The 24,877-nt window shown below is 70.9% G+C and carries 18 protein-coding genes and 4 pseudogenes; 16 read left to right on the top strand and 6 right to left on the bottom strand.

Features of this window, described 5'->3' with window-relative positions; genetic code table 11:
* Window positions 1-3: 3 nt before the first annotated feature.
* From aroE to corA, 4 genes are all read left to right on the top strand, one after another.
* The gene (aroE, locus tag QC826_RS02780) at window positions 4-822 is read left to right on the top strand and encodes a shikimate dehydrogenase (RefSeq protein ID WP_279766365.1); all 819 of its coding nucleotides are present in this window, start codon (window positions 4-6) and stop codon (window positions 820-822) included.
* A gap of 47 nt (window positions 823-869) precedes the next feature.
* Entirely contained in the window at window positions 870-1,544 is a 675-nt protein-coding gene (gene mtgA, locus QC826_RS02785) for a monofunctional biosynthetic peptidoglycan transglycosylase (RefSeq protein ID WP_409567853.1), read from the top strand.
* A gap of 28 nt (window positions 1,545-1,572) precedes the next feature.
* A complete protein-coding gene (locus QC826_RS02790) occupies window positions 1,573-1,983 on the top strand; it encodes a DUF4124 domain-containing protein (protein WP_279764305.1) in 411 nt (136 codons plus the stop codon).
* 195 nt (window positions 1,984-2,178) lie between these two features.
* Window positions 2,179-3,147 (top strand): magnesium/cobalt transporter CorA, encoded by a 969-nt coding sequence (corA, locus tag QC826_RS02795; protein WP_279764306.1) that lies wholly within the window; start codon window positions 2,179-2,181, stop codon window positions 3,145-3,147.
* Window positions 3,148-3,262: 115 nt separating this feature from the next.
* Here corA and QC826_RS02800 read toward each other — a convergent pair whose 3' ends face one another.
* From QC826_RS02800 to QC826_RS02815, 4 genes are all read right to left on the bottom strand, one after another.
* Window positions 3,263-3,715 (bottom strand): glycoside hydrolase family 19 protein, encoded by a 453-nt coding sequence (locus QC826_RS02800; RefSeq protein ID WP_279764307.1) that lies wholly within the window; start codon window positions 3,713-3,715, stop codon window positions 3,263-3,265.
* Window positions 3,716-3,985: 270 nt separating this feature from the next.
* On the bottom strand, window positions 3,986-4,483 hold the full coding sequence (locus tag QC826_RS02805; RefSeq protein ID WP_279764308.1) for a hypothetical protein: 498 nt from the start codon (window positions 4,481-4,483) through the stop codon (window positions 3,986-3,988).
* Window positions 4,484-4,770: 287 nt separating this feature from the next.
* Window positions 4,771-6,063 (bottom strand): glutamate-1-semialdehyde 2,1-aminomutase, encoded by a 1,293-nt coding sequence (hemL, locus tag QC826_RS02810; RefSeq protein WP_279764309.1) that lies wholly within the window; start codon window positions 6,061-6,063, stop codon window positions 4,771-4,773.
* Window positions 6,064-6,255: 192 nt separating this feature from the next.
* Complete coding sequence (locus QC826_RS02815; protein WP_279764310.1) at window positions 6,256-7,119, bottom strand: bifunctional hydroxymethylpyrimidine kinase/phosphomethylpyrimidine kinase; 864 nt, start codon at window positions 7,117-7,119, stop codon at window positions 6,256-6,258.
* A gap of 96 nt (window positions 7,120-7,215) precedes the next feature.
* Here QC826_RS02815 and QC826_RS02820 point away from each other — a divergent pair, with 96 nt between their 5' ends.
* From QC826_RS02820 to QC826_RS02855, 10 genes and pseudogenes are all read left to right on the top strand, one after another.
* Window positions 7,216-7,368 carry a rubredoxin gene (locus QC826_RS02820; RefSeq protein ID WP_093382643.1) on the top strand — a complete coding sequence of 51 codons (153 nt, stop codon included), beginning with the start codon at window positions 7,216-7,218 and terminating at the stop codon, window positions 7,366-7,368.
* 80 nt (window positions 7,369-7,448) lie between these two features.
* On the top strand, window positions 7,449-7,862 hold the full coding sequence (locus tag QC826_RS02825; protein ID WP_279764311.1) for a PleD family two-component system response regulator: 414 nt from the start codon (window positions 7,449-7,451) through the stop codon (window positions 7,860-7,862).
* Between the two features lie 18 nt (window positions 7,863-7,880).
* On the top strand, window positions 7,881-8,288 hold the full coding sequence (locus QC826_RS02830) for a response regulator transcription factor (RefSeq protein ID WP_279764312.1): 408 nt from the start codon (window positions 7,881-7,883) through the stop codon (window positions 8,286-8,288).
* 3 nt (window positions 8,289-8,291) lie between these two features.
* A complete protein-coding gene (locus QC826_RS02835) occupies window positions 8,292-8,858 on the top strand; it encodes a chemotaxis protein CheW (RefSeq protein ID WP_279764313.1) in 567 nt (188 codons plus the stop codon).
* A gap of 32 nt (window positions 8,859-8,890) precedes the next feature.
* Window positions 8,891-11,218 carry a methyl-accepting chemotaxis protein gene (locus tag QC826_RS02840; protein ID WP_409567752.1) on the top strand — a complete coding sequence of 776 codons (2,328 nt, stop codon included), beginning with the start codon at window positions 8,891-8,893 and terminating at the stop codon, window positions 11,216-11,218.
* Window positions 11,219-13,109: 1,891 nt separating this feature from the next.
* Window positions 13,110-14,045 (top strand): annotated as a pseudogene (locus tag QC826_RS31525) (Hpt domain-containing protein); the annotation flags it as partial.
* Window positions 14,046-14,842: 797 nt separating this feature from the next.
* Window positions 14,843-15,001: pseudogene (locus QC826_RS31530) on the top strand (Hpt domain-containing protein); the annotation flags it as partial.
* Between the two features lie 174 nt (window positions 15,002-15,175).
* Complete coding sequence (locus QC826_RS31535; RefSeq protein WP_409567855.1) at window positions 15,176-17,041, top strand: response regulator; 1,866 nt, start codon at window positions 15,176-15,178, stop codon at window positions 17,039-17,041.
* 306 nt (window positions 17,042-17,347) lie between these two features.
* Entirely contained in the window at window positions 17,348-18,043 is a 696-nt protein-coding gene (locus QC826_RS02850; RefSeq protein ID WP_279764315.1) for a hypothetical protein, read from the top strand.
* Window positions 18,044-18,056: 13 nt separating this feature from the next.
* Window positions 18,057-18,377 carry a hypothetical protein gene (locus QC826_RS02855; protein ID WP_279764316.1) on the top strand — a complete coding sequence of 107 codons (321 nt, stop codon included), beginning with the start codon at window positions 18,057-18,059 and terminating at the stop codon, window positions 18,375-18,377.
* 37 nt (window positions 18,378-18,414) lie between these two features.
* Here QC826_RS02855 and QC826_RS02860 read toward each other — a convergent pair whose 3' ends face one another.
* Window positions 18,415-21,978 carry a BTAD domain-containing putative transcriptional regulator gene (locus tag QC826_RS02860; protein ID WP_279764317.1) on the bottom strand — a complete coding sequence of 1,188 codons (3,564 nt, stop codon included), beginning with the start codon at window positions 21,976-21,978 and terminating at the stop codon, window positions 18,415-18,417.
* An 87-nt stretch (window positions 21,979-22,065) separates the two neighbouring features.
* Window positions 22,066-23,518 (bottom strand): annotated as a pseudogene (locus tag QC826_RS02865) (cryptochrome/photolyase family protein).
* A gap of 215 nt (window positions 23,519-23,733) precedes the next feature.
* Between QC826_RS02865 and QC826_RS02870 the strand changes: the two are divergent.
* Window positions 23,734-24,391: pseudogene (locus QC826_RS02870) on the top strand (YqgE/AlgH family protein).
* A 93-nt stretch (window positions 24,392-24,484) separates the two neighbouring features.
* Window positions 24,485-24,868, top strand: coding sequence for a Holliday junction resolvase RuvX (ruvX, locus tag QC826_RS02875; RefSeq protein ID WP_409567856.1), 384 nt, complete (start codon window positions 24,485-24,487; stop codon window positions 24,866-24,868).
* The last annotated feature ends 9 nt before the right edge of the window (window positions 24,869-24,877 follow it).

Below are 24,877 nucleotides of genomic sequence, written 5' to 3' on the forward strand. Positions count from 1 at the left end.
CAGATGGACCGCTACTGCGTGTTTGGCAACCCGATTGCCCATAGTAAATCACCCGACATCCACGCCGCCTTCGCGGCCCAGACCGGCCAGCAACTGCTGTACGAGAAACGGCTGGCGCCGCTCGACGGCTTCTTCACCGCCGTGCGCGGCTTCATGGCCGAGGGCGGCAAGGGCGCCAACGTCACCGTGCCCTTCAAGCTGGAGGCCTGCAAGGTGGCGCAGGCGCTGACCATGCGGGCGCAGGCGGCCGGCGCGGTCAACACGCTGCACTTCACGGCCGACGGCATCATCGGCGACAACACCGACGGCGCCGGCCTGGTGGCCGACATCGTCGACAACGCCGGCACGGCCATCGCCGGCAAGCGCGTGCTGCTGCTGGGCGCCGGCGGCGCCGCGCGCGGCGTCGTGCTGCCGATCCTGGAACACTGCCCGGCCAAGCTGCTGATCGCCAACCGCACCGTGGCCACGGCCGAGGCGCTGGTGCAGCAGTTCGCCGCGCTGGGCGGCGCCGGCGTGGTGTCGGCCTGCGGCTTCGCCGGCATCGAGGGCGAATTCGACATCGTCATCAACGCCACCTCGGCCAGCCTGAGCGCCGAGCTGCCGCCGATTCCGGCCGGCGTGTTCGGCCCCGCCACCTTGGCGCTGGACATGATGTATGGCAAGGAGCCGACCGTCTTCATGCGGTTCGCCGCCGCCCACGGCGCGCGCACGCGCGACGGCCTGGGCATGTTGGTGCAGCAGGCCGCCGAGGCCTTCGCCGTTTGGCGCGGCGTGCGGCCGGACACGGCCGCCGTGCTGGCGCAGCTGCGGGCCGCCCTGTGAGCCGGGCTGCCGCGCGCGGCGGCAAGGCGCCACGGCGCGGCGGCTGGTTGAAGTGGATCTTCATCATCCCCGTGCTGCTGGTGCTGTTCGTGCAGCTGTATTACTTCCTGCATATCTGCTGGTGGGTCGACCACAACCCGGCCATGAGCAGCTTCATGCGCGAGCAGCAGAGCGCGTTGCAGCAGAAGAACCCGAACGCCAACATCCAGCAGATGTGGGTGCCCTACGCGCGCATCTCCAACAATCTGAAGCGGGCCATCATCGCCTCGGAGGACGCCAACTTCTCCGAGCACGAGGGGGTGGACTGGGAGGCGCTGCAAAAGGCGTATGAAAAGAACAACAGGAAGCACAAGGTGGTGTCGGGTGGCTCGACCATCACCCAGCAGCTGGCCAAGAATTTGTTCCTGTCCGGTTCGCGCAGCTATCTGCGCAAGGGGCAGGAGCTGGCCATCGCCTATATGCTCGAGACGATGATGGACAAAGAGCGTATCTTTGAGATCTATCTGAACGTGGTCGAGTTCGGCACCGGCGTGTTCGGCGCCGAGGCGGCGGCGCGGCACTACTACGGCGTCAGCGCGGCCAAGCTGGGCGCGGCGCAGGCCGCCAAGCTGGCGGTGATGCTGCCCAATCCACGCTTTTTCGACAAGCACCGCGACTCCGGCTACCTGGCGCGGCGCACCGGGGTGATCCTGCGCCGCATGGGCTCGGCCGAATTGCCTTGATCAACTAGGTGGCGCCAAGGAGGGTGCGATGGAGCGGCAGCGCGGTATCGGTCTGATCCAGGTGGCGATCGTGATGGCGGCGCTGGCGGCCGTCGCCATGGCGGCGCTGATGTCGATGCGCCAGGAGCGCAACCTGTTCGCCGACGCGCTGGCGCGGCTGCGCGGCCAGACGGTGGAGCATCAACAACAGCGGGCAGGGCAGGGCGGCGCGCCCGTGGCTGCGCCGGCCCCCGCGCCGGCCGGCGTGCTGCGCAAGTGCCTCATCGACGGCAAGACCGTGCTGTCGGACGTCGATTGCACGGCGGCCAATCCGAGCAGCCGCGTGGTCAAGCCGCTGGACACGCGCGGCATCGAGCCACCCCGGGCGCCCAAGGCCGAGCCGGCCGAGGCGGGGCCGGCTAGCATGCAGGATAAGATGATCGAAAAGGCAACGCGCTGAGCGCGCCGGCGCGCATGGCCGTGTAAAAAATAGCACGCCGGGGTGGTCGGCAAAAGGGCTTTGCGGGTACACTTGCGCTGTTTCGAATTTGGCGCACCTGAACGGGGCCGCGCCCGCCAAGCCGCGTCACCCCCGCCCGCCCGCACCCTGCCGCGCGGGGTCGCCGCCCATACCAACCGTCGGCTGAGAGTGCCCATGATTAATGTTTTTGTCCTGCAAAATGGCCGGCTCAACCAGGTTCCCATCGACTCGCGCGAAGACCTGGAAAACGTGGAACCGGTCTGGGTAGACCTGACCGATCCGAACGACGACGAGCGGGCCTGGGTCAAGACGATTTATGGCGTGACCCTGCCGGGCGAGGACGAAGTCAAGGACATCGAGGCCTCGGCCCGCTACTACGAGGCGGAGAACGGCGACCTGCACCTGCGCACCGACTTCCTGCTGGAGGAGGACGACGGCCCGTCGCGCATCGTCACCGTGGCCTTCATCCTGGCGCGCAAGATGCTGTTCTCGGTGCACACCGACGACCTGCCGGTGTTCCGCCTGGTGCGCATGCGCGCCCGCTCGCGGCCCGGCTCGATCGCCGACTACATGGACGTGCTGCTCGACCTGTACGCCACCGACGCCGAATACTCGGCCGACGCCCTCGAGGGCATCTACCAGAACCTGGAAGAGGTCTCCGGCCGCGTGCTGCAGGAGGAGTTCACCGACCAGGACGCGGCCGCCGCGCTGAACGCCATCGCCCACGAGGAGGACTTGAACGGCCGCATCCGCCGCAACATGATGGACACCCGCCGCGCCGTCAGCTTTTTGATGCGCGGCCGCCTGCTCAACGCGGAGCAGTTCGAGGAGGCGCGGCAGATTCTGCGTGACATCGAATCGCTGGACGGCCACACCTCCTTCCTGTTCGACAAGATCAACTTCCTGATGGACGCCACGGTCGGCTTCATCAACATCAACCAGAACAAGATCATCAAGATCTTCTCGGTGGCCAGCGTGGCCTTCCTGCCGCCGACCTTGATCGCCTCGATCTACGGCATGAACTTCCACGGCTGGTTCCCCGAACTCGATTGGACGCTCGGCTACCCCTTCGCGCTGGCGCTGATGCTCACCAGCGCCATCGCGCCGTTCTGGTACTTCCGCCGGCGCGGCTGGCTCAAGTAGGCGGCGAAGGGCCGGTAGGTGGCGCAGCGGAGGGCAGCCCCGCAAGCCAGGGGTCTGACCCCGTACGGGGTCAGACCCCGACGCTCGCGTCGCGGGGTGGGGCTGCTGCGCGGGCTCAGGCCAGCAGCGGCGCCAGCCGGCGGTACAGCTGGTAGCGCTCCGGCACGCTGCGCGTCGAGCCGTTGATGCGCTCGCTGATGCGGCTGAAGTTCTCCATGTGCCGCTCGTCGGCCGGCTGGTCGGCCAGCGGGTTGAGCTCGCGGCTGAACCAGAACCAGGCGGCGCTGAGTGCCGCATTCCCCTTTTGTTCCAACAATTCCGGCCTGGCCAGCAGGTCCAGGTCGAGCGCGCGGCCGGCCTCGGCGTAGTTGCTGCGGCCGGTGATCTGGATCAGGCCGCGGCCGCGAAAGCGGTAGCCGTCGCCGCTGGCCGGGTCGCCGTTGCCCAGCTTGCCCGCGTAGACGAAATTGCCCAGCAGCTGATCCTGGCCCACGTAGGGCCGCGCCGCCTCCTCGCTGGGGAAGCGCCGCGGCCACACCTGCACCAGCCGCGCCGGCGAGCTGTACATCAGGTTCTCCAGCGTGTGGTTCGAACTGGCCCGACTCGTAGCCGACCTGGGCGAGGAAGTGGCACAGCCGGTGTTGGCCGATGTCGAAGCGCGCCAGCGGCGCGGCCAGCGCCTCGGCCCAGCCGGCCGGGTCGGCGCAGACGGGGAAGGCGGTATGGAGGATGTCGGCCAGAACCATGATGTGCTCCCGAGGGGTTTCATGGTTTAGACCGGTGTGCTGGCGGGGCGGTTCCGGCGCCTTGCGCGCGGTTTGATCTGGCTCAGTGCGGCTTACAGGGCGCGCGGGCTGAACTCCAGCGACAGGGTGCTGTAGTAGGGTGCCGCCTGCCATTGCTGGTGCAGGGCGACGGCGCGGTCGAACAAGGCGCTCTTGACGTCGAGTTGGCCGAAGTCGAAGGGCTTGCGCTCGCGCGCCGTGCAGGCGCTGGCGGCGCCGGCCAGGAAGGCGTCGAGGTCGAAGGCGCCGGCCCACAACTGGGTCTGCAATCCCTCGACGATGGCCTCGGCCTGCACCGCCTCCTGGGCGACGTGGGGGTTGCCCTTGTCGTGCACCTCGTCCATCACCGCCTGCACCTCGGCGCCGCGCGCCAGCAGGCTGAGAAAGCCGAAGCGCAGCGGCAGCGCCGACTCGACCACGTAGTGCACCAGGTCGTGCGGCAGGATGCCTTGGCGCGGCATCAGGGTGTCGCCGCAGCTGCCGTTGTTGCGCACGAAGCGCAGCACGTCGTATTTGTCCGTCCTGGACCGTTTTTCCGCTATCAGTTTCATGCCGGTGTCGCTATCAAATCAAGAGTCTGATTATGCCGCGTTTGCACTGCTTAAATATTCACCAACATTCACACATTGATAAATATTTCAAATTTTAGCAAAAAATGAAATATTCTTTCAATCGGGCGGGAGCGGAGCGGGCCGCAAGGCCGGGGGACTGGCCCCGGAAACCAGGGATTTGACCCCGCAGAAGCCAGGGGTCTGACCCCGTACGGGGTCAGACGGGGACGCCGAGTCCCCAAACCCGGGGCGCGGGCGGCGCCACAGACGGGGGGGGCGGGGTTGGACTAGGCGGCCAGCTTCTTGAAGACGCGGCGCGCCGCCTCGATGGTGGCGTCGATCACGGCGTCGTCGTGCTGGGCCGAGACGAAGCCGGCCTCGTAGGCGGCCGGCGCGAAGTAGACGCCCTCGTCGAGCATGTGGTGGAAGAAGACGTTGAAGCGCTCGCGGTCGCCGGCCATCATCTCGGCGTAGTTGTTGGGCGGGGTGGCGCTGAAGTACAGGCCGAACATGCCGCCGATGGCGTCGGCGCAGAACACCACGCCGGCCTCCTTGGCGGCGGCGGTCAGGCCGTCGGCCAGGCGGCGCGCGCTGGCGCCCAGGCGCTCGTAGAAACCCTCTTCCTGGATCAGCTTGAGGGTGGTCATGCCGGCCGCCACCGCCACCGGGTTGCCCGACAGGGTGCCGGCCTGGTAGACGGCGCCCAGCGGCGCCATGTGGCTCATCAGCTTGGCGCTGCCGCCGAAGGCCGCCACCGGCAGGCCGCCGCCGATCACCTTGCCCAGCGCCGTCAGGTCGGGCACGATGCCGTAGACCTGCTGGGCGCCGCCGAGGGCGACGCGGAAGCCGCACATCACCTCGTCGAAGATCAGGATGGCGCCGTGCGCCGTGCACAGGCGGCGCATGGCCTGCAGGAACTCGGGGCTGGCCTTGATCAGGTTCATATTGCCGGCCACCGGCTCGACGATGACGCAGGCGATCTCGCCGCCCATGTTGGCGAAGGCGTCCTCGAGCTGCTGCACGTTGTTATAGTCGAGCACCAGGGTGTGCTTGACGAAGTCCTCCGGCACGCCGGCCGAGGTGGGGTTGCCGAAGGTGAGCAGGCCGCTGCCGGCCTTGACCAGCAGCGAGTCGGCGTGGCCGTGGTAGCAGCCCTCGAACTTGACGATCTTGTCGCGGCCGGTGGCGCCGCGCGCCAGGCGCAGCGCGCTCATGGTCGCCTCGGTGCCCGACGAGACCAGGCGCACCTGCTCGATCGACGGCACCAGGCGGCAGATCTCCTCGGCCATCAGCACCTCGCCCTCGGTCGGCGCGCCGAACGACAGGCCGCGCGTGGCCGCCTCCTGCACCGCCTTGACCACCTGCGGGTGGGCGTGGCCGACGATGGCCGGGCCCCAGGAGCCGATGTAGTCGATGTAGCGCTTGTCGTCGGCGTCCCAGAAGTAGGGGCCGTCGGCGCGGGTGATGAAGCGCGGCGTGCCGCCCACCGAGCGGAAGGCGCGCACCGGCGAGTTGACGCCGCCGGGGGTGGTTTTTTGGGCGCGGGCGAACAGCGTGTCGTTGTTGGAGATCGTGGTCATGGTCGGTTCTTCACAAGGTTGTAGGGGGAACTGCGGCGCCGGCGGTCCGGGCGGGCTAGCCGCCGGGCGGCGGCCCGGCGCCGCGCCGGTGGATCGGTCGGGCCGCGTTCGGCCGCGCCACGTCAGGCCGGGCCGCGTTCGGCCGGGCCACGTCAGGCCGGGCCGCGTCAGGCCGGCGGCGCCCGTCGACGCTCATTGGCTGCCGGCGGCCGGCGCGGCGGCGGCGGCGTTGAGCATGAAGAAGCGGTTCGGCACCAGCTTGCCCATGCCGTAGCGCTGGGCGTTGGCCAGCGCGCCGACGGTGTATTCCTGCGCCGCCAGCACCGCCTCGATGGCGTCGGCGCCGCGCGCCATGTTGGCGGTGATCGCCGCCGACAGCGTTCCGCCGGCGCCGATGAAGGGGCCGGGCAGGTGCTGCCAGGTGTCGTGGCTGATCATGCCGTCGGCGCCGAACAGGGTGTTGGCCAGGGTGGCCGCCTGGGCCGCCTCGCCGCCCACGCCGGCCGGGGTGCCGGTCACCAGCACGAATTCGCAGCCCAGCGCCAGCAGGTGCTCGACGTCGGACTCCATGGTCTCGTCGGCGCTTTCGCGCCAGGTCTCGGCCAGGCGGCCCAGCTCGACCTGCGACAGCATCAGCAGGGTGGCCTGGGGGATCAGCAGCTGGCGCAGCGCCGTCAGCAGCTCCTCGTGCTCGCCGTCGTCGGGCTGCTCGGGCATGCGCGAGCTGAACGGGTCGAGGATCAGCGGCGCGTCCGGGTAGTCGGAGAGGATCTCGGCGATCGCCGAGACGTGCTCGACGTTGTCCAGCGCGCCGACCTTGAAGGCGGCCACCGGCATGTCCTCGAGCAGCACGCGGGCCTGGTCGCTGACCCAGTCGGGGTCGATCTGCTGCTGGTCCTCGATGCGCGCGCTGTCGCCGATCAGCAGGGCGGTGGTCACCGAGATGCCGTTGCAGGAGTGGGCGGCGAACACCGCCAGGTCGGCCTGGACGCCGATGGCGCCGACCGGATCGGCGACGCCGAAGCTGAATATGAGAGGAGAAGTTTGGTTTTGCACGGCGGGTAGATTAAGATACCTAATTCAGCATTTTACTAGATAGAAGGATGGGCGAACGTGAGTAGCAACGAAACAACGCAGCAGTTCCAGACCTGGATGTGCCTGATCTGCGGCTGGGTCTACGACGAGGCGGCCGGTTTGCCCGACGAGGGCATCGCCCCGGGCACCCGTTGGGCCGACGTGCCGATGAACTGGGCCTGCCCGGAATGCGGCGCCCGCAAGGACGATTTCGAGATGGTGGCGTTCTAATATCCGCCCGGCCGGGCCGTCGCCGGCGCGCGGCGGCACCGCGCTATGCTATCGTGTAGCCTCATCCCAGTGAACCGACTATGACGACGACGCCGCAATCGACAGGTTTGACCATCATGGTGATCGACGACAGCAGCACGATCCGTCGCTCCGCCGAGATCTTCCTGAGCCAGGCCGGCTACCGGGTGGTGCTGGCCGAGGACGGCTTCGACGCGCTCGCCAAGATCAACGACCACCACCCGGCGCTGGTGTTCTGCGACATTTTGATGCCGCGCCTGGACGGCTACCAGACCTGCGCGCTGATCAAGAAGAGCGCGCGCTTCCACGCCACGCCGGTGTTGATGTTGTCGTCCAAGGACGGCCTGTTCGACCGCGCCCGTGGCGCCATGGTCGGCTCGGCCGCCTACCTGACCAAGCCCTTCAGCAAGGACAGCCTGCTGGCGGCGGTGCGCGAGCACACCGCCGGCGCGGCCGTCCCGCCCCCCCATGCATAAGAAAGCCGCAGGCACCCCATGCCCATCCACCGCATCCTGATCGTCGACGACTCGGCGACCGAACGCTACTACCTGACCGACATCCTCGAGCGCAACGGCTACGCCGTCAGCAGCGCCGAAACGGGCGAGGCGGCGCTGCTGAAGATCCGCGCCGACAAGCCCGAGCTGATCCTGATGGACGTGGTCATGCCCGGCCCGAACGGCTTCCAGGTGACCCGCGCCATCGCGCGCGACACGACGCTGCAGGACGTGCCGGTGATCATCTGCTCGAGCAAGAGCCAGGAGACCGACCGCATCTGGGGCCTGCGCCAGGGCGCCAAGGACTACCTGGTCAAGCCGGTCGACGCGGCGGCGCTGCTGGCCTGCATCGCCGCGCTCGACCTGGCGGAGCTCAAGCGCAGCGCCGCCCCCGGCGAGTCCAGCTAGGCGATGGGCGCCAGCGGCCGCGATCCCGTGACGGCGCCCGACGGCGCCGAGCGGCGCAGCCGTCTGCGCCAGTACCAGGTGCAGCTGCTCGAGCGGGTGCAGGCGGCCGCCAGCGGCCCGGTGGCCGGCGGCCGCGAGCTCGGCGTGCAGCTGGGCGGGCGCCGCTTCCTGCTCGACCTGACGCAGATCGGCGAGATCGCGCCGCCGCAGGCGCTGACCACGGTGCCGCTGGCGCAGCCCTGGTATCTGGGCCTGGCCAAGCTGCGCGGCGCGCTGTGCGGCGTGGTCGACCTGGCCCGCTACCTCGACTTGGGCGGCGTGGCCGGCGGGCCGCAGGCGCGCCTGGTCAGCTTCGCGCCCGGCCTGGGCTGCCCCTGCGCGCTGCTGGTCGAGCAGGTGCTGGGCCTGCGCCGGCTCGACGAACTCGAGCCGGCCGCCGCGCCGGCCGCGGCGGCGCCGGCCGCGCCCTGGTGCGAACAGTATTTCCGCGAGCGCGACGGCGCCCACTGGACCCGGCTCGACCTGGCGCTGCTGCTGCGCGAGCCGCGCTTTTTGCAAGTCGGTTTGTAGTCGGCCTGGCCGCACGAATGGGAGACGGTGGAATGGGATTCATGAAGGGTTTATTCTCGCGCGACCGGGCCGGGCACGGCCACGGCCCCGACTCGGCCTTTGCCGACGCCGGCGACTCGCAGTTCCTCGGCGCCGCCGCGCCGCCGGTGGCCGCGCCGCCGGTGGCCGCGCCGGCCGCCGGCGCGGCCGACGCCGACGCGCCGCTGCGCCTGCGCGACGTCATCCGCCGCCGTGGCGGCGCCGCCGCGCCGGCCGACGCCGGCCCCGGCCTGAAGCTGCCGCTGATTGGCCACCTGCCGCCGCAGCGCCAACTGAGCATCCTGTCGAGCACGCTGGCCGTCAGCCTCGGCCTGTCGGTGCTGTTCGTCGCGCTCAACACGGTGCGCAGCGCCGGCCGCTCGACCCAGACCCAGGTGGCCAGCGACGCGCTGATGCACTCGCAGCGCATCGGCAAGGCCGCGCCCAACGCCGTGCAGGGCAACGCCGAGGCCTTCCGCCAATTGGAGGAGAGCCGCAAGGAGCTCAACGACGACTTCCGCCTGATGGCCGGCGGCGGCAACTACCAGGGGCGCGGCATCGCCGCGCCGCGCGCCGCCCTGGCGCCGGTGGTGGCGGCGGCGCGCCAGCAGTGGAACAACTCAGACCAGGCGGCCGCCACCATACTGCTGCTGAAGGCCGACCTGGGCGGCTTCGACCACGCCCTGCGCGAGATCAACGCCGCCTCGCCGCGCCTGCTGGCGATGTGCGAGGAGATCTCGGCGCTGAAGCTGGCGCGCGGCGGCAGCGGCCACGAGCTGGCGGCGATCGGCCGGCTGACCATGCTGACCCAGCGCATGAGCCGCAGCGCCGGCGAGTTCCTCACCTCCGGCGGCATCAGCTCGGAGACCGCCTTCCAGCTGGGGCGCGACACCACGGTGTTCCGCGCCACCATCGACGGCTTCCTCAACGGCAGCGCCGCGCTGCAACTGCCGGCCAGCCGCGACGGCGAGCTGCGCGGCCGCTTCGAGGCCGTCAAGGGCGCCTTCGAACACTACCAGAAGCAGGTCGGCGCCATCCTCGACAACCTCGACAAGTTCAGCGCCGCGAAGAACGCCGAGCAGCTCATCTTTGGCCAGAACGAGACGCTGCGCCAGCACCTGGCCACCCTGCAGCAGGCCTACCGCGCCGACCAGGACTCGCTCGACCTGACCTTCTGGCTGATGGTGGCCGGCGGCCTGCTGACGCTGACGGCGGCCGCCGCCATCGGCCGCGTGCTGCTGCAGGACTCGCACAACCGCGCCCGCGGCGCCGAGCGGCGCCGCCGCGAGGCCGAGGCGATGCGCCAGCAGTCGCAGCGCCAGGAGGAGGAGGCCAAGGCGATGAACGACCAGAACCAGGCGGCCATCCTGCGCCTGATGAACGAGCTGCAGGAGGTGGCCGACGGCGACCTGACGGTGCAGGCCACGGTGTCGGAGGACATCACCGGCGCCATCGCCGACTCGGTCAACTACACGGTCGAGGAGCTGCGCGGCCTGGTCGGCCGCGTCACCAGCACCGCCGAGCAGGTCACCGAGGCCTCCGGCCGGGCGCAGGGCATCGCCAGCGACCTGCTGCTGGCCTCGCAGCGGCAGTCGCGCGAGATCGAGGACGCCAGCGCCACCGTGGTCAAGATGGCCGGCGAGATCACCGACGTGTCGCGCTCGGCCAGCGAGTCGGCCGACGTGGCGCGCCAGTCGGTGGCGGCGGCGCGGCAGGGCTCGACGGCGGTGGAGAACGCCATCAAGGGCATGCACGAGATCCGCGAGCAGATCCAGGAGACCTCGAAGCGCATCAAGCGGCTGGGCGAGTCGTCGCAGGAGATCGGCGAGATCACCGAGCTGATCTCCGACATCACCGAGCAGACCAACGTGCTGGCGCTGAACGCGGCGATCCAGGCCGCCTCGGCCGGCGAGGCCGGGCGCGGCTTCTCGGTGGTGGCCGAGGAGGTGCAGCGCCTGGCCGAGCGCTCGGCGGCGGCGGCCAAGCAGATCGGCGCGCTGGTGCGCACCATCCAGACCGACACCCACGACGCGGTGGCGGCGATGGAGCGCTCGACCCAGGGCGTGGTCGAGGGCGCGCGCCTGTCCGACGCGGCCGGCGCCGCCCTCAACGACATCAGCCAGGTGTCGAACCGGCTGGCCGAGCTGATCTCCGGGATCTCCTTCGCCACCGGGCTGCAGGCCACCTCGGCCAACGGCGTGGCGCGCAACATCCAGCACATCCTGACGGTGACCGAGCAGACCCAGGGCGGCACCCAGCAGACCGCGCAGTCGATCCAGCTGCTGTCGCAGCTGGCGCAGGAATTGAAAAACTCGGTGTCGCGCTTCCGCATCGCGGCCTGAGCGGCACCACCCCACGCGCGGGCGGCCGGCAACCGCCCGCGCGCATCCATTGAAAGGCCGAGCAAGCATGAAGACTGATGTTCCGAACCCAGCGCAGGCGCAATTCGACACCGGACCCCTGTCCTGGGTGATGGTGGAGATCCGCGAGGCGCTGGCGCGCTCGCGCACCGCGCTGTTCGAGGCGGGCGGGCGGGCGGCGGAAGACCAGGCGACCCAGCTGCGGCACGCCAAGTCGCACCTGCACCAGGCCCACGGCGCGCTGCAGATGGTCGACGTCGACGGCGTCGCCCTGCTGACGGCGGCGGCCGAGCAGGCGCTCGAACGCTTCAAGGACGGCAGCCTCAAATGCAGCGCCGACCACGTCCACGTCGTCGCCCAGTCGTACCAGGCGCTGGTCGAATACCTCGAGGAGCTGCTCGACGGCGCCGCGCCGCAGCCGGCGCGCCTGTTCCCCTACTACCGCGCGGCGCTGGAGATGCTCGGCGCCGAGCGCATCCACCCGGCCGACCTGTTCTTCCCCGACCTGTCGGCGGCCGCCACGGCGGCCCTGGCGCCGGCCGCCGCCGGCACGGCCGATGGGATTGCCGACTACGCGGCCTGGCGCCAGCGCTTCGAGAAGGCGCTGCTGCCCTACCTGAAAAGCGCCGACGCGGCGCGGCAGCGCGAGCACGCCGCCGCGCTGCGCGACGCCGTGGCCCTGGTGGCCGGCGCCCAGCGCGAACCGGCCGCGCGCGCCTTCTGGCTGGCGCAGCAGGGCTTCGCCGAGCTGGTGGCGGCCGGCCGCGTGGCCGGCGGCCTGTACGTCAAGCAGCTGTTCGGCCTGATCAATCTGCAAATGCGCCGCCTCAGCCAGGGCAGCGCCGCCCAGCCCGAGGGCATGCTGCGCGACGCGCTGTTCTTTATCGCCGCCGCCGACCTCGACGCCGAGGACGATGCCGACTCCCGTTCCGACTCCGCCGCCGCCGCGCCGGTGGCGCGCCAGCTGCGCCGCGCCTTCGCGCTCGACGGCCTGCTGCCGGCCGACTACGAGGCGCGCCGCTACGGCCAGATCGACCAGCAGGCGCTGGCCGGCGCACGCGCCGGCATGGCGCAGGCCAAGGCCAGCTGGGACGGCCTGGCCGAGGCGCCGATCGACCCGGCGCAGGGCGCCGCCTTCGACGCCGCCCTGCGCCAGGGCGCGCAGCACTGCGACACGCTGGGGCTGGCCGCGCTGAGCACGCTGCTGCGCCAGCTGGCCGACGTCGCCGCCCGCGCCGTCAGCGCCGGCCGCGGCGAGGAGCTGGCGCTGGAGATGGCCACCGCGCTGCTGTTCGCCGAACACGGCCTGGAGCAGATCCGCCACCTGCCCGACGACTTCAGCGCCCACGCCGACACCATCGGCGCGCGCCTGCTGGCGCTGGTGGCCGGCGAGACGCCGCCGCAGCCGGCCCAGTGGCAGGGCGGCCTGGCCCAGCGCATGCGCCAGGACGACACGGTGGCCGCCTTGTCGGCCGAAATGAAAAACGGCCTGCGCCAGGTCGAAAAGGTGCTCGACGAATACCACGTCGACGCCGCCACGCGGCCGGCGCTGGGCGCGCTCGATCCGACCCTGCACCAGCTGCACGGCGCCCTGGCCATGCTCGACCAGGACGAGGCCATGCGCGCCGTGCTGCAGGTGAGGGAGGCGGTGCGCCAGCTGGCCGAGGGGCAGGGCGAGGCGGCGCAGCAGGCCCGCGCGCTCGACGAGATCGCGCAGAACGTCGGCGCGCTCGGCTTCTTTGTCGACATGCTGGCGCAGAACGTCGCCGGCGCGCGCGAGCGCTTCGCCTTCGACGCCGAGCGCGGCACCTTCCGCTCGCTGCCGTTCAAGAAGATCGCGGCGGCCGGCGCCGTGCCGCTGCTCGACGAGGCCATGCCGGCGGCGCCGCCGCCGGCCGGACCGCAGGTCGCGCCGCCGGCGCCGGCCAGCGACGCCGCCGTCGAGGCCGAGCTGCTCGACATCTTCATCAACGAGGCGCGCGAGGTGCTGTTGTTCGTCGACCGCACGCTGGCGCAGCCGCGCCAACTGGCCGGCGGCGTCGACAACCTGAGCATGCTGCGCCGTTCCTTCCACACGCTCAAGGGCAGCGGCCGCATGGTCGGCCTGGGCCACTTCGCCGACGCCGCCGCCAGCGTCGAGCGGGTGATGAACGTCTGGCTGGCCGAGGCCTGGCCGGCCAACGACGCCTTGTTCGCGCTGCTGGAGCACGCCGCGCAGGAGCTGGGCTTGTGGGTGGCCGAGCTGGCCGCCGGCGGCCGCTCGGCGCGCGACGGCGCCGCGCTGGTCGCCGCCGCCGCCGTGGTGCAGCAGGGCGGCGCCTTCGCCATGGCGCCGGCCGAAACGCCGGTCGAAACGCAGGCCGAAACGCAGGCCGACGAGCAGGTCGGCGAGCAGCTCGAGGCGCTCGCGCCGCCACCGGACGACGCGCCCGAGCCGCTCGTTGAGGCCGCCGTCCCGGCGCCCGCGCCAAGCGCCACGCCGGCCGGCAATGTGATCGAGTTCCCGAGCATCAGCGCGCCGCGCCCCGCCCGCGACGACAATCTGAAGCACATCGGCGAGCTGGACATCCCTCTGCCGCTGTTCAACATCTATCTGGCCGAGACCGACGAGCTGGTGCGCCTGCTGGCGCGCGACTTCGGCGAATGGCGCCACGAGCCGCGCCGTCCCGTCAGCGGCGAGGCGCTGCAGGCGGCGCACACGCTGGCCGGCACCTCCGCCACGGTCGGCTTCATGGCGCTGCGCGAGCTGGCCCACGCGCTGGAGATGACGTTGGAGGCCTTGCTGCCGCCGGCGCCGCATCTGGACCCGGCGCAGCACGATCTGCTCGACTTCACCATCGAGCGGATACGCCAGATGCTGCAAAGCTTCGCCCAGGGCGACATGCCCGCCGCGCAGCCGGAGCTGGTTGCCGCGCTGCTGGCCCTGCGCGCCCAACTGGCGGCGACCGCGCCGGCGGCCAGCGACGACATCGAGGCCCGCCTGGACAGCTTGCTGGCCGAGACGATGGAAAGCATCACGGCGCCGCCCGTCCAGCCGGCCGCTCCCGCAGCCGACGAGGTCGACGCGACGCCGCTGGACGCGCTGTTTCGCCAGTGCTTCAACAGCATTAGCGGCACGATTCCGCTGGAGGAGCCGGCGCCGGTGGTGCAAAAACCGAAGCCCGTCAGCACCGCCGACGACATCGACGACCTGTTCAACTCCGCCTTCGACGACGCCTTCGACGAGCCGGCGCTGACCCAGATCGCCGCGCCAAGCGTGCCGGACGCCGAGCCAGCGCCGGTGGCGCAGTCGGAATCCGAAGTGGACGCGGAACCCGAAGCCGAAACCGACGTTGGGGCCGAGGCCGGAGCCGAGGCCGAACCAACACCCGAGCTCGTGGCGGAGCCGGAACCCGAACCCGAACCGCTGGCCGAGCTGGAGGCCCGGCCGAAGTCGCCACCGCGTCGCCGCTGCAAACCGATGCCGCGCTGTCCTTCGCCGCCACCATCCTGCCGCTGGCGGCCGCGTCGGAGTTGCTGGCCGTCGCGCCGGCGCTGTTCCACGACGAGATCGACGCCGACCTGCTGCCGGTGTTCCTGGAGGAGGGCGCCGACCTGCTGCCGCAAGTGGGCCAACTGCTGCGCGCCTGGCACGCCGCCCCGGCCGACGCCGCCCCGGCCCAGTCGCTGCTGCGCATCCTGCACACGCTCAAGGGCAGCGCGCGCATGGCCGGCGCGATGCGCCTCGGCCAGCACGCCCACGAGATCGAAACCCACATCGAGAACATGGTCCACGCCGGCAGCGCCACGCCGCAGGCCTTCGACGAGCTGCTGGCCCACTACGACCACGCCATGCTGTTGTTCGAGCAGTTGCAGCAGGCGCCGGCGGACGCCGCGCCAAGCCCGTCCGGCGGCGCCGACGGCCGCGCCACGGCGGCCACGGCGGCCACGGTGGACAGCATGGCCGAGCCGGCCTCCGCCCAGCCCCACGCGCCGGACGAGGCGCCGGCCGCCAAGACGGCGCTGGTGCGGGTGCGCGCCGACATCCTCGACCGCCTGGTCAACCAGGCCGGCGAGGTGTCGATCTCGCGCTCGCGGCTGGAGAGCGAGGTCGCCTCGCTGCGCGGTTCGCTGTTCGACTTCTCCGACAACCTGGCCCGCCTGCGCCGCCAGCTGCGCGAGGTGGAGATGCAGGCCGAATCGCAGATCGCCTCGCGCATGGCGGTGTCGAGCGAGCGCGAGTTCGACCCGCTCGAGTTCGACCGTTTCACCCGCCTGCAGGAACTGACCCGCATGATGGCCGAGAGCGTCAACGACGTCGCCTCCTTCCACGAGAGCCTGAGCCGCAGCGTCGACAGCGCCGGCGACGAACTGGTGCGGCAGGCGCGCCTGACGCGCGACCTGCAGCGCGACCTGATGCGGGTGCGCATGGTGCCCTTCGCCAGCATCGCCGAGCGGCTGTTCCGCGTCGCCCGGCAGAGCGCCAAGGAGGTCGACAAGCGCGTCAACCTGGACATTCGCGGCGGCGCCGTCGAGATCGACCGCAGCGTGCTCGAACGCATGGCCGCGCCCTTCGAGCACCTGCTGCGCAACGCCATCGCCCACGGCGTCGAGACGCGCGCCGCGCGCGCCGCCGCCGGCAAGAACGAAACCGGCGAGCTGCTGGTGCAGGTCAGCCAGCAGGGCAACGAGGTGGTGATCGACTTCTCCGACGACGGCGGCGGCCTGGACCTGGCGCGCATCCGCGCCAAGGCGGCCAGCCTCGGCCTGTTGGCCGCCGGCGAGGAGATCGGCGACGTGCAGGCCGCCAACCTGATCTTCGCGCCGGGCTTCTCCACCGCCGAGGCGCTCACCGAGCTGTCCGGCCGTGGCGTCGGCATGGACGTGGTGCAGTCCGAGGCGCAGGCCCTGGGCGGCCGCGTCGACCTGTTCTCCGAGCCGGGCAAGGGCGCCCGTTTCACCATCCACCTGCCGCTGACCCTGGCGGTGGCCCAGGTGGTGCTGCTGGGCGCCGGCGGCAAGACCTACGCGCTGCCCTCGGTGCTGGTCGAGCAGGTGCTGCAGCTGAAGGAGGCGGCGCTGGCCGAGGCCTGGCGGCAGGGCCACATCGCCAGCCACGGCCAGCAGGCCGCGCTGCACTACCTGCCGGTGCTGCTGGGCGAGGGCCGGGCACGCCCGGCCGGCCAGCGCTCCAGTCCCGTGCTGCTGCTCAAGAGCGGCAGCGAGCGGCTGGCGCTGCAGGTCGACGAGGTGCTCGGCAACCGCGAGGTGGTGATCAAGAACGTCGGCCCGCAGCTGGCGCGCATGGTCGGCATCGCCGGCGCCACCGTGCTCGGCTCGGGCGACATCGTGCTGATCCTCAACCCGGTGGCGCTGGCCCAGCATTTGGCCCAGCATCCGGAACTGCAGGCGCAGTACGCGGCGGCGGCCGGCGACAGCCCGGCGCTGCCGCCGGCGCAGGGCAAGACCATCATGGTGGTCGACGATTCGCTGACGGTGCGCCGCGTCACCCAGCGCCTGCTCGAGCGCGAGGGCTACCAGGTGCTGCTGGCCAAGGACGGCGTCGATGCGCTCGAACAGCTGCAGGGCCGGGTGCCCGACCTGATGCTGGTCGATATCGAGATGCCGCGCATGGACGGCTTCGACCTGACCCGCAACGTGCGCGGCGACGAGCGCACGGCGGCCGTGCCGATCATCATGATCACCTCGCGCAGCGCCGACAAGCACCGCAACGTCGCGCTGGGGCTGGGCGTCAACGCCTACTTCGGCAAACCCTTCCAGGAGCCGGTGCTGCTCGGCACCATCGCCAGCCTGCTGGCCGGCTGACACTTCCAGTACTACCACAACGCAGCAATGAAGCAACCGGCGCCAGGCCCGGTTTGCATTTGTGCGCGCGTTTTTCTCCCGCCGATGATTGAACATTTGCAAGTCATTTGTGGGTGGCCGGTCTGTAACTTAGCGTCTGTGGATACGGCGCGACCGCTGCAGTTTGCGACACGCGGCGCCGGTTTCCATTTGTACTGCGGTAACGGTAGTTCCATGCCGGCAGCGGCGGCGCGCTCGTGTTGAGCGGGCGCGGCCTCTTCTGTTCGGCGCAATCCCTCAAGTCTATCTCTACAGGAAAAACGCATCATGTCAGTCACAAGTACATACACATTTTTTCAGGGCTTCTTCAACGGTCTGTGCACCGTGCACAATGTCGCCGAAGCGGGGAACCCCGGCTTCTCCAAGTCGTTTCCGAACAGCTCCACCATGGTCATGCACCACCGCCCGGACAACGAACACACGATCGATCTCGGTAGGCTGATCAACACCAACGAGCACGTCGGCCTGGTCTCCAAACTGCTGATGTCGGCCAAGGCCATGATGAGGAGCGATTTGCGGGTGCAGGCCGTGCCGTGGATGAACGTGCCCTATTTCCTGCAGTCGGCGGGCGCGCACTTGCCCACGGACATGCTGCTCAAGGTGAGCTTCGATTACCAAATCGAAACGCCGATCATCTGTACCGACATCGACGGCACCATCTCGGTGTTCCTGTTCCTGTTCATCGACGCGAACAAGAAGCTGCAGGTGAAGCTCGACGGCGTCTGGTTTACCTTGGACGGCGGCTATCCCTTCGGCTGCCACGACGCCGGCGTGGCCGGCATCAAGGCGGCCATGCCGATCGTCAAAGAGAAGGTCTTGAGTATGCTGCCCGGATTGCTGGCGGTCACCAAGGATGTGAAGTTCAGCACCATGTACTACCTGCCGGGAAACGGCAGCAAGACGCCCGCAATCCAGGTGCAAAACGCCAGTTTCAACACCGGTCTCGGCCTAATCCCAGCATAAAAGGAAGATAAAAATGAACAAGGATCAAAAATTGGTTGAAGATATCGCCACCCTGCTGCGCGGCGCCGGCTATGTCGGCGTGACGGTACACCGGGACGACGCCGGCACCACGCTCAGCGGCACCCGCGATGGTGGCGCCGCGATGCTGCGCCTGGCGACGCATCTCGTCAAGGGGGCGAAGCGCAGCGAAATCGGCGGGCCTGAGCAGCGTGCCGAACGGCTCGACGCGCAGGTGGTGCCGAACGCCGAGGGCCTGGTCGAGCAGCTGCGCGCGCAGCCCGAGCTGGCCGAGGTGTTCCGGGTCCCCGCCGCGCATCTGAAGCACGTGATGTAGGCGCCGCCGCCCGCCGCCGTGCCGCCGTGCCGTCCGCTCAGCGTTTCGGTACGGCCGGCGGCTTGCCGGCGGCCTTGGCCGCCGCGCCGCCGGCGCCGGCCAGCAGCTGCTGCGCCAGCGCCTCGATGTCCGCCGCCACCGGCGCGCCCAGCGCGCCGAGCGCCATGCGCTGGTAGCGCCGGTACGCCGCCAGGCCCTCCTCGTAGTGGCCGCTGTCCAGGTGCAGGTGCATCAGCGTGCTGCTCAAGGCCTTGCAGTACGGGTCGGCCTCCAGCGCGCGTTCGAGCACCTGGGCGGCCGCGGCAGGCCGCCCGGCCTTGGCCAGCGCCCGGCCCGCCGCGCCCAAGGCGCGCGCCACCCGGGCGCGCCAATACTCCCGCCGCGCCAGCAACCAGCTGGCGCCATCCCCCGCCAGCAGTTCGCCCCGGTACAGCGCCATTACCCGGCCGGCCGCCGCCGCCACGGCGTCGAGCCAGTCGTTCTGTTCGGCCGCCGTGGCCGGCTCGGGCACGGCGACGACCGCCATGCCGGCTCGCCCGGCCAGCACCGCTGCCTCCGTCGCGCAGGCGGCGTTCGCGGCCGCTGTTCGCGGCATACTCTCGCCGCCTGTCGCCGCCGCCGTTGTGGCCAATGCCGTCGTGGCCATGCCCGTGCCCGTGCCCGCGCCCGCCGCGCCGCTTTTTTGCCGCCGCCGCTGCCAGCCCGGCGCGGCCTGGCGCTGGCCGTCGCCGCCCAGCGCCTGCAGCCGCGCCAGCGCCTGCTCCAGCGCGGCGGTGTCGCACCAGCAGTGCTGCGGCGCCAGCGACAGCAGGCCCTGTTCCAGCAGCACGCCGGCCGCGCCGACGGTGGCGCGCAGGCGCGACAGCGTGGTCTCGAGCGCCTTGCGGGCGCCGTCGCCTTCGGCGTCGGGCCACAGCAGCTCGGCGGCGCGCTCCAGCGCCACGCTGGCCGGCGCGTGCGCGGCCAGCAGCTTGAGCAGGTCCAGCTGGCGGTGTTTCGACTTGCCCTGCGAGGGCAGCGGCGCGTCGTCCAGGCGCAGTTCGAAGCCGCCGAAGCAGCGCAACCGCAGCGGCCACGGCCAGTTGTCGCCGGCCTCGGCCGGCGGCGCCAGGCGGTAGGTGCGGATCAGCGCGCCGGCCTGTTCGACGGCGATGCCGGCGGCCAGCGCCTGCACGCACAGCGGCCGCAGGATGTGCGGTGTGGCGAAGCTCAGATAGCCGCCGCCCTCGGCCAGCACGGCGGCCAGGGCGCGGCCCAGGCAGTCGTGCGCGCGGCGCAGCTGGGCCGCTGTCAGCGTCTGGCGCAAGGCCCCCGGCGCCAGCGCCTCGCCGGCCGCGTCGCACAGGCTCAGCCAGGCTTCCAGCAGGTCGGCGTGGCGCCGCGCCAGCGGCGAGTCGCCGGCCTCGGCCAAGGTGCGCAGCGCGGCCGTCTCGACGGCGCAGCGCGGCCGGTCGAACAGCGACCAGGCCAGGCAGGCGGCGATCTGCGCGCACAGCTCGTCGGGCACGCTGCCCAGGCTGGCCGCCGCCGCGCGGGCCAGCAGCGCGTGCTCCAGCGCGGCGCGGCCGGCGCCGCTCCAGCTGGCCAGCCAGGACCGGCCCAGTTGCAGCTGGGCGAGCAGCTTGTAGTGTCCCGGCGGGATCTGCGCCGCCACCTCGGCCAGCACGGCGCGCGCCTTGCCGAGCTCGCCGCGCAGCATGCGCGCGCTGGCCTCGATCAGCGCGTAGTGGCAGTCCATGATATGGATGCCGCTGTCCTCGGCGCACCGGCGCGCCGCCGCGTAGCTGGCGTCGAAGCGGGCCGGCTCGGCGCCGGCCAGCTCGGCGTACAGCGTCGGCAGGAAGGACATGTAGCGCGCGCAGGGCGGCGCCGTGGCCGCCTCCGGCAGCGCCGCCATCAGCGCGCACAGGGCGCGCAGCGCGGCGTAGCGGCCGCTGTGGAAGTAGTGCTGCGCCAGCATCGACGCCAGCCGCGCCTTCACCGTGGCCTCGGCCGGCCGGCGCAGCGCCTCGAGCGCGCGGCCCTCCCACAAGGCCATGTCGCGGTGGCCGGGATCGGTCATCAACAGGGCGCTCCACACGCTGTGGGTCAGGTGCGCCTGCAGGGCGGGGTTGGCCAGGCTGTGGTAGTCGGCCTCGGGCTCGATGTGCTGGCGCAGGAAGGCGCGCAGGGGCTGCTCGGCGGCGCCGTTGAAGAAGTAGGAGCTGATGATGGCGCTGACGGCCAGGAAGCGGTAGCGCGGCTGTTGCTGCGCGCCGAAGGCCGGCAGCGCCAGCAACAGCTCGGCGCGGGCGCGCGCCGTGTCGCTCATGAACACGGCCAGGCCCAGCCAGTAGTGGTGCCAGGCGCTGCGCAGCGCCTCGGGCAGGGCCTCGATCCAGCGCGTCAGCGTGGCGTGGCGGGCGCTGGCGAACATCGCCTCGGCGCCGGCCTCGATCATGCCGGCGGCGCGCTCGGGCATGGCGTGCTGCAGCGCCAGGGTGATGGCCAGCTCGGCGTTGTCGCTGTCGCGCAACAGGTCGACGCAGGCGGCCACCATGCGGCGGCGCCAGGCCTCGGCCTGGTGCAGCGCCGACCACTTGCGCAGGAAGCCCCGCAGCAGCGGGTGCAGGGCGTACTGGCCGTCCGGGTAGGCGTAGATCAGCGCGCCCTCGGCGGCCAGGCGGGCGACGAAGTCGGCGGCGTGGGGCGAGCCGGACAGCGTTGCCGCCCAGGCGCCGCTGAAATGCGGCAGCCAGCACACCGCCAGCAGGATGTCCTGCTGTTCGGCGTCGAAGGCGCCGAACACCTCCTCGGCCAGGTAGCCCAGCAGCGCCTCGCCGAGCACCTCGTCGCCGGCCGGCGCGGCGTCGGGCCGGCGCCGCAGCCAGGCCGCCACCAGCGCCACGCCGGCCGCCCAGCCACGGGTGAGCTGGTAGACCGGCGCGGCCTGCTCGGCGGCGCGCGGCACGCCCAGCGCCTGCAGCAACAGCCCGGTCTCGTCGGGCGAGAAGGCCAGCTCGGCCGGGTCGAGCTGGCGCATGTCGCCGTGCGCCAGCAGGCGCGCGCAGGCGGCCGGCGCCGGCGCGCGGCTGAGCACCAGCACGCGCAGCGTGGGCGGCAGTTCGGCCGCCAGCACGTCGAGCAGTTGCTTGAAGAAGGGCGCGTCCTGGCAGCGGTGGGCGTCGTCGAGCACGATGTGGCAGGGCGCGGCCGGCGGGGTTGCCGCCAAGGCCAATGCCGAGTCCGAGGCTGCGCCGGCGCCGGCCGCCGGCGCGCCGGCCAGCGAGCGCACCAGCAGGCGCAGATAACCCAGCGGCGCCGGCAGGTGCTCGCGCAGCAGGGGCGGCGCGCGCCAGCCGGGCAGCAGGGCGCCGTTGACGATGGCTTGTTCGAAGTACAGCAGGAAGCTGGCCGGGTCGGTGTCGCCCTCGTCGAGCCGCAGCCAGGCCACCGGGGCCTGGCTGGCCTGGCAGAACTCCAGGCCCAGGCTGGTCTTGCCGGCGCCGGCCGGGGCGGCGATCCAGGTCAGCGTGGCCGGCGCCGCCAGCATGGCCTGCACCGCGCGGCGGCGGCCGATCAGGCGCGCCGCCGGGCGCGAGGTTTTGGCGAGTGAGCGCATGATAGCGACTCCAGAAGTCATTTTGCATGACGAACTGCTATCTTAGGCGCAATTACCAAAACAACAAATGTTTAGTTTGGGTAAGGCTCAGCCCGGTTTTTTCACCACCGCGTAGCGCTCCAGCGTGCGCTTGCGCGCCTCGTCGTGCATCACGATGGGCTGCGGGTAGTCGCGCCCGAGCACGATGTTCCTTTGCTCGAGCAGCATGCGCGGCACCAGCCAGGGCGCGTGGATCTCCTTGTCGCCCAGCGCCGCCAACTGCGGCAGGTAGCGGCGGATGAAGCGGCCGGCGCCGTCGAACTTCTCCGACTGGGTGATCGGGTTGAAGATGCGGAAGTAGGGCTGGGCGTCGCAGCCGGACGAGGAGGCCCACTGCCAGCCGCCGTTGTTGGAGGCCAGCTCGAAGTCGTTCAGGTGCAGGGCGAAATAGGCCTCGCCGCGGCGCCAGTCTATGCCCAGGTCACTTGATCAGGAAGCAGGCGGCGACCATGCGCAGGCGGTTGTGCATATAGCCGGTCTGGTTCAGCTGGGCCATGGCGGCGTCGACCAGCGGGTAGCCGGTGCGGCCCTCGCACCAGGCGGCGAAGGCGGCGTCGGCTCCGCCGCCGACCTCCCATTCGATGGCGTCGTAGGCCGGCTTGAAGGCGCTGGCCACCACGTGCGGATGGTGGAACAGGATCATGGCGTAGAACTCGCGCCAGACCAGCTCGTTGAGCCAGACCTGGGCGCCGTCGCCGCCGGCGCCGCGCGCCATCAGGTCGAGCACCGTGCGCACCAGGTGGCGGATCGACAGCGTGCCGAAGCGCAGGTGCAGCGACAGGTAGGACGGCCCCTTGACGGCCGGGAAGTCGCGCGCCACGGCGTAGTTGGCGAGGCGCGGCAGGAACTGCTCGAACAGGCCGGCGGCGCCGGACATGCCGGTGGGAATCGCCAGTTGCCCCAGGTTGCTGGGCTCGAAGCCGAGCTCGGCCAGCGGGGGCAGGGCGCTGCGGCCGGGCGCCAGGGCCGCCTTCAAGGGCTCGATGTTGTATGGAATCAACACCGTCGGGTCGGCCAGCAGTTTTTTCAACCAGGCGTTCTTGTATGGCGTGTAGATGGAGAACACGCCGCCGGTCTGCGACAGCACCTCGGCGCGCTCGAACACCACCTGGTCCTTGTGGCTGGACCAGTGCCGCCCGGCGGCTTGCAGCGCGGCGGCGACGGCGCCGTCGCGGGCTATCGCCTGCGGCTCGTAGTCGTGGTTGGCGAAGACGGCGTCGGCGCCCAGCTCGGCGGCCAGGCGCGGGATCGCCTCGGCGGCGTCGGCGTGGCGCACGATCAGGTGGCCGCCCAGCTGCTCGAGCTCGGCGGCCAGCTCGGCCAGGCTGGCGTGGATGAAGTCGACGCGGCGGTCGGCGCGCGGCAGGCCGGCCAGGATCGCGCTGTCGTAGACGAAGACACAATACACGCTCTTGCTCAGACGCAGGGCGTGGTGCAGGGCGGCGTGGTCGAAGGCGCGCAGGTCGCGCCGGAACCACAGCAGCGAGGTGTTGAAGGCCATGTCGGGGGTGTCCATCTCGTGTCGGAGGTCAAGGTCGGGGCGGAATTTACCGCCTACCATCGGGCTGGAAGGCCGTCCGACAGGCGCTCCGGGTGGTGGCGGCGTCAATTCAGTGTAAACTATCGAAATTACCATAGCGCTCCGCCGATCGTATCCTACAGCAAACGGCGGACTTGCCGCACCAGAACAGCAGCCCTGCAGAGAGAGCAACGTGTATGAAGAAAAGCAAAATCGACCAGTCTCTGGCTGTGCCCGGCCTGCCGCCGGAGCCGATTGACCCGCTGGCGTCGCTGCACGTGGCGAAGCCGCCGGCCTTGAACCTGGCTAATCATTTCTTGATTGCAATGCCATCGATGCAGACCGATCTTCGGCGGCACCGTCGTCTACGTCTGCGAACACAACGACAACGGCGTGCTCGGCGTGGTCATCAACAAGCCCACCGACATGACCATGCAGGTCTTGTTCGAGCGCATCGACCTGCCCCTGCAGGCCGGCCTGGACCGCGCCGTCGTCGACGAGCCCATCATGTTCGGCGGCCCGGTGCAGGACGACCGCGGCTTCGTGCTGCACACCCCCGGCGCGCACTACTCCTCGTCGCTGACGGTGACCGACCAGGTCGCCTTCACCACCTCGATCGACGTGCTCGAGGCGGTCGCCGCCGGCACCGGCCCGACCCGCCTGCTGGTGTCGATCGGCTACGCCGGCTGGAGCCCGGGCCAGCTGGAGGACGAGATCAGCCGCAACGGCTGGCTCACCGTCGCCGCCGACCCGCGCGTCGTCTTCGACCTGCCGATCGAGGAGCGCTACACGGCCGCCATCAAGCTGCTCGGCTTCGACCCGCTGATGTTGACCACCGAGGTCGGCCATGCTTGAGCTTGAGCTTGAGCTTGCCAGCCGCGCCAACGCCGCCAACGCCGCAAACCGCGCGCACCCCGCCCACACCCCGGCGGGGTGCGCGCGGTGAGTCTGGAAACGGTATTCGGCTTCGATTTCGGCGTCAAACGCATCGGCGTGGCGATGGGCAACACGATGATTTGCCAGGCCCAGCCGCTCAAGGTGATCGCCGCCATCGACAACGCCGCCCGCTTCAGCGCCATCGCCGCGCTGATCGCCGAGTGGGCGCCGGCGCGCCTGATCGTCGGCCTGCCGACCCACCCGGACGGCGCCGAGCACGAGATGACGGCGCGCTGCCGCCGCTTCGCCAACCAGCTCAACGGCCGCTTCAACCTGCCCGTCGAGCTGGTCGACGAGCGCTACTCGTCGGCGGTGATCTCGGCCAAGCGCGGCGAGGTGATCGACGACCGCGCCGCCGCCATCATCCTGCAACAATACTTCGACTCGCAGGGCTGAGGGCCGCCC

The sequence above is a fragment of the Rugamonas sp. DEMB1 genome, assembly GCF_029834475.1.
Lineage (GTDB): Bacteria > Pseudomonadota > Gammaproteobacteria > Burkholderiales > Burkholderiaceae_D > Rugamonas > Rugamonas rubra.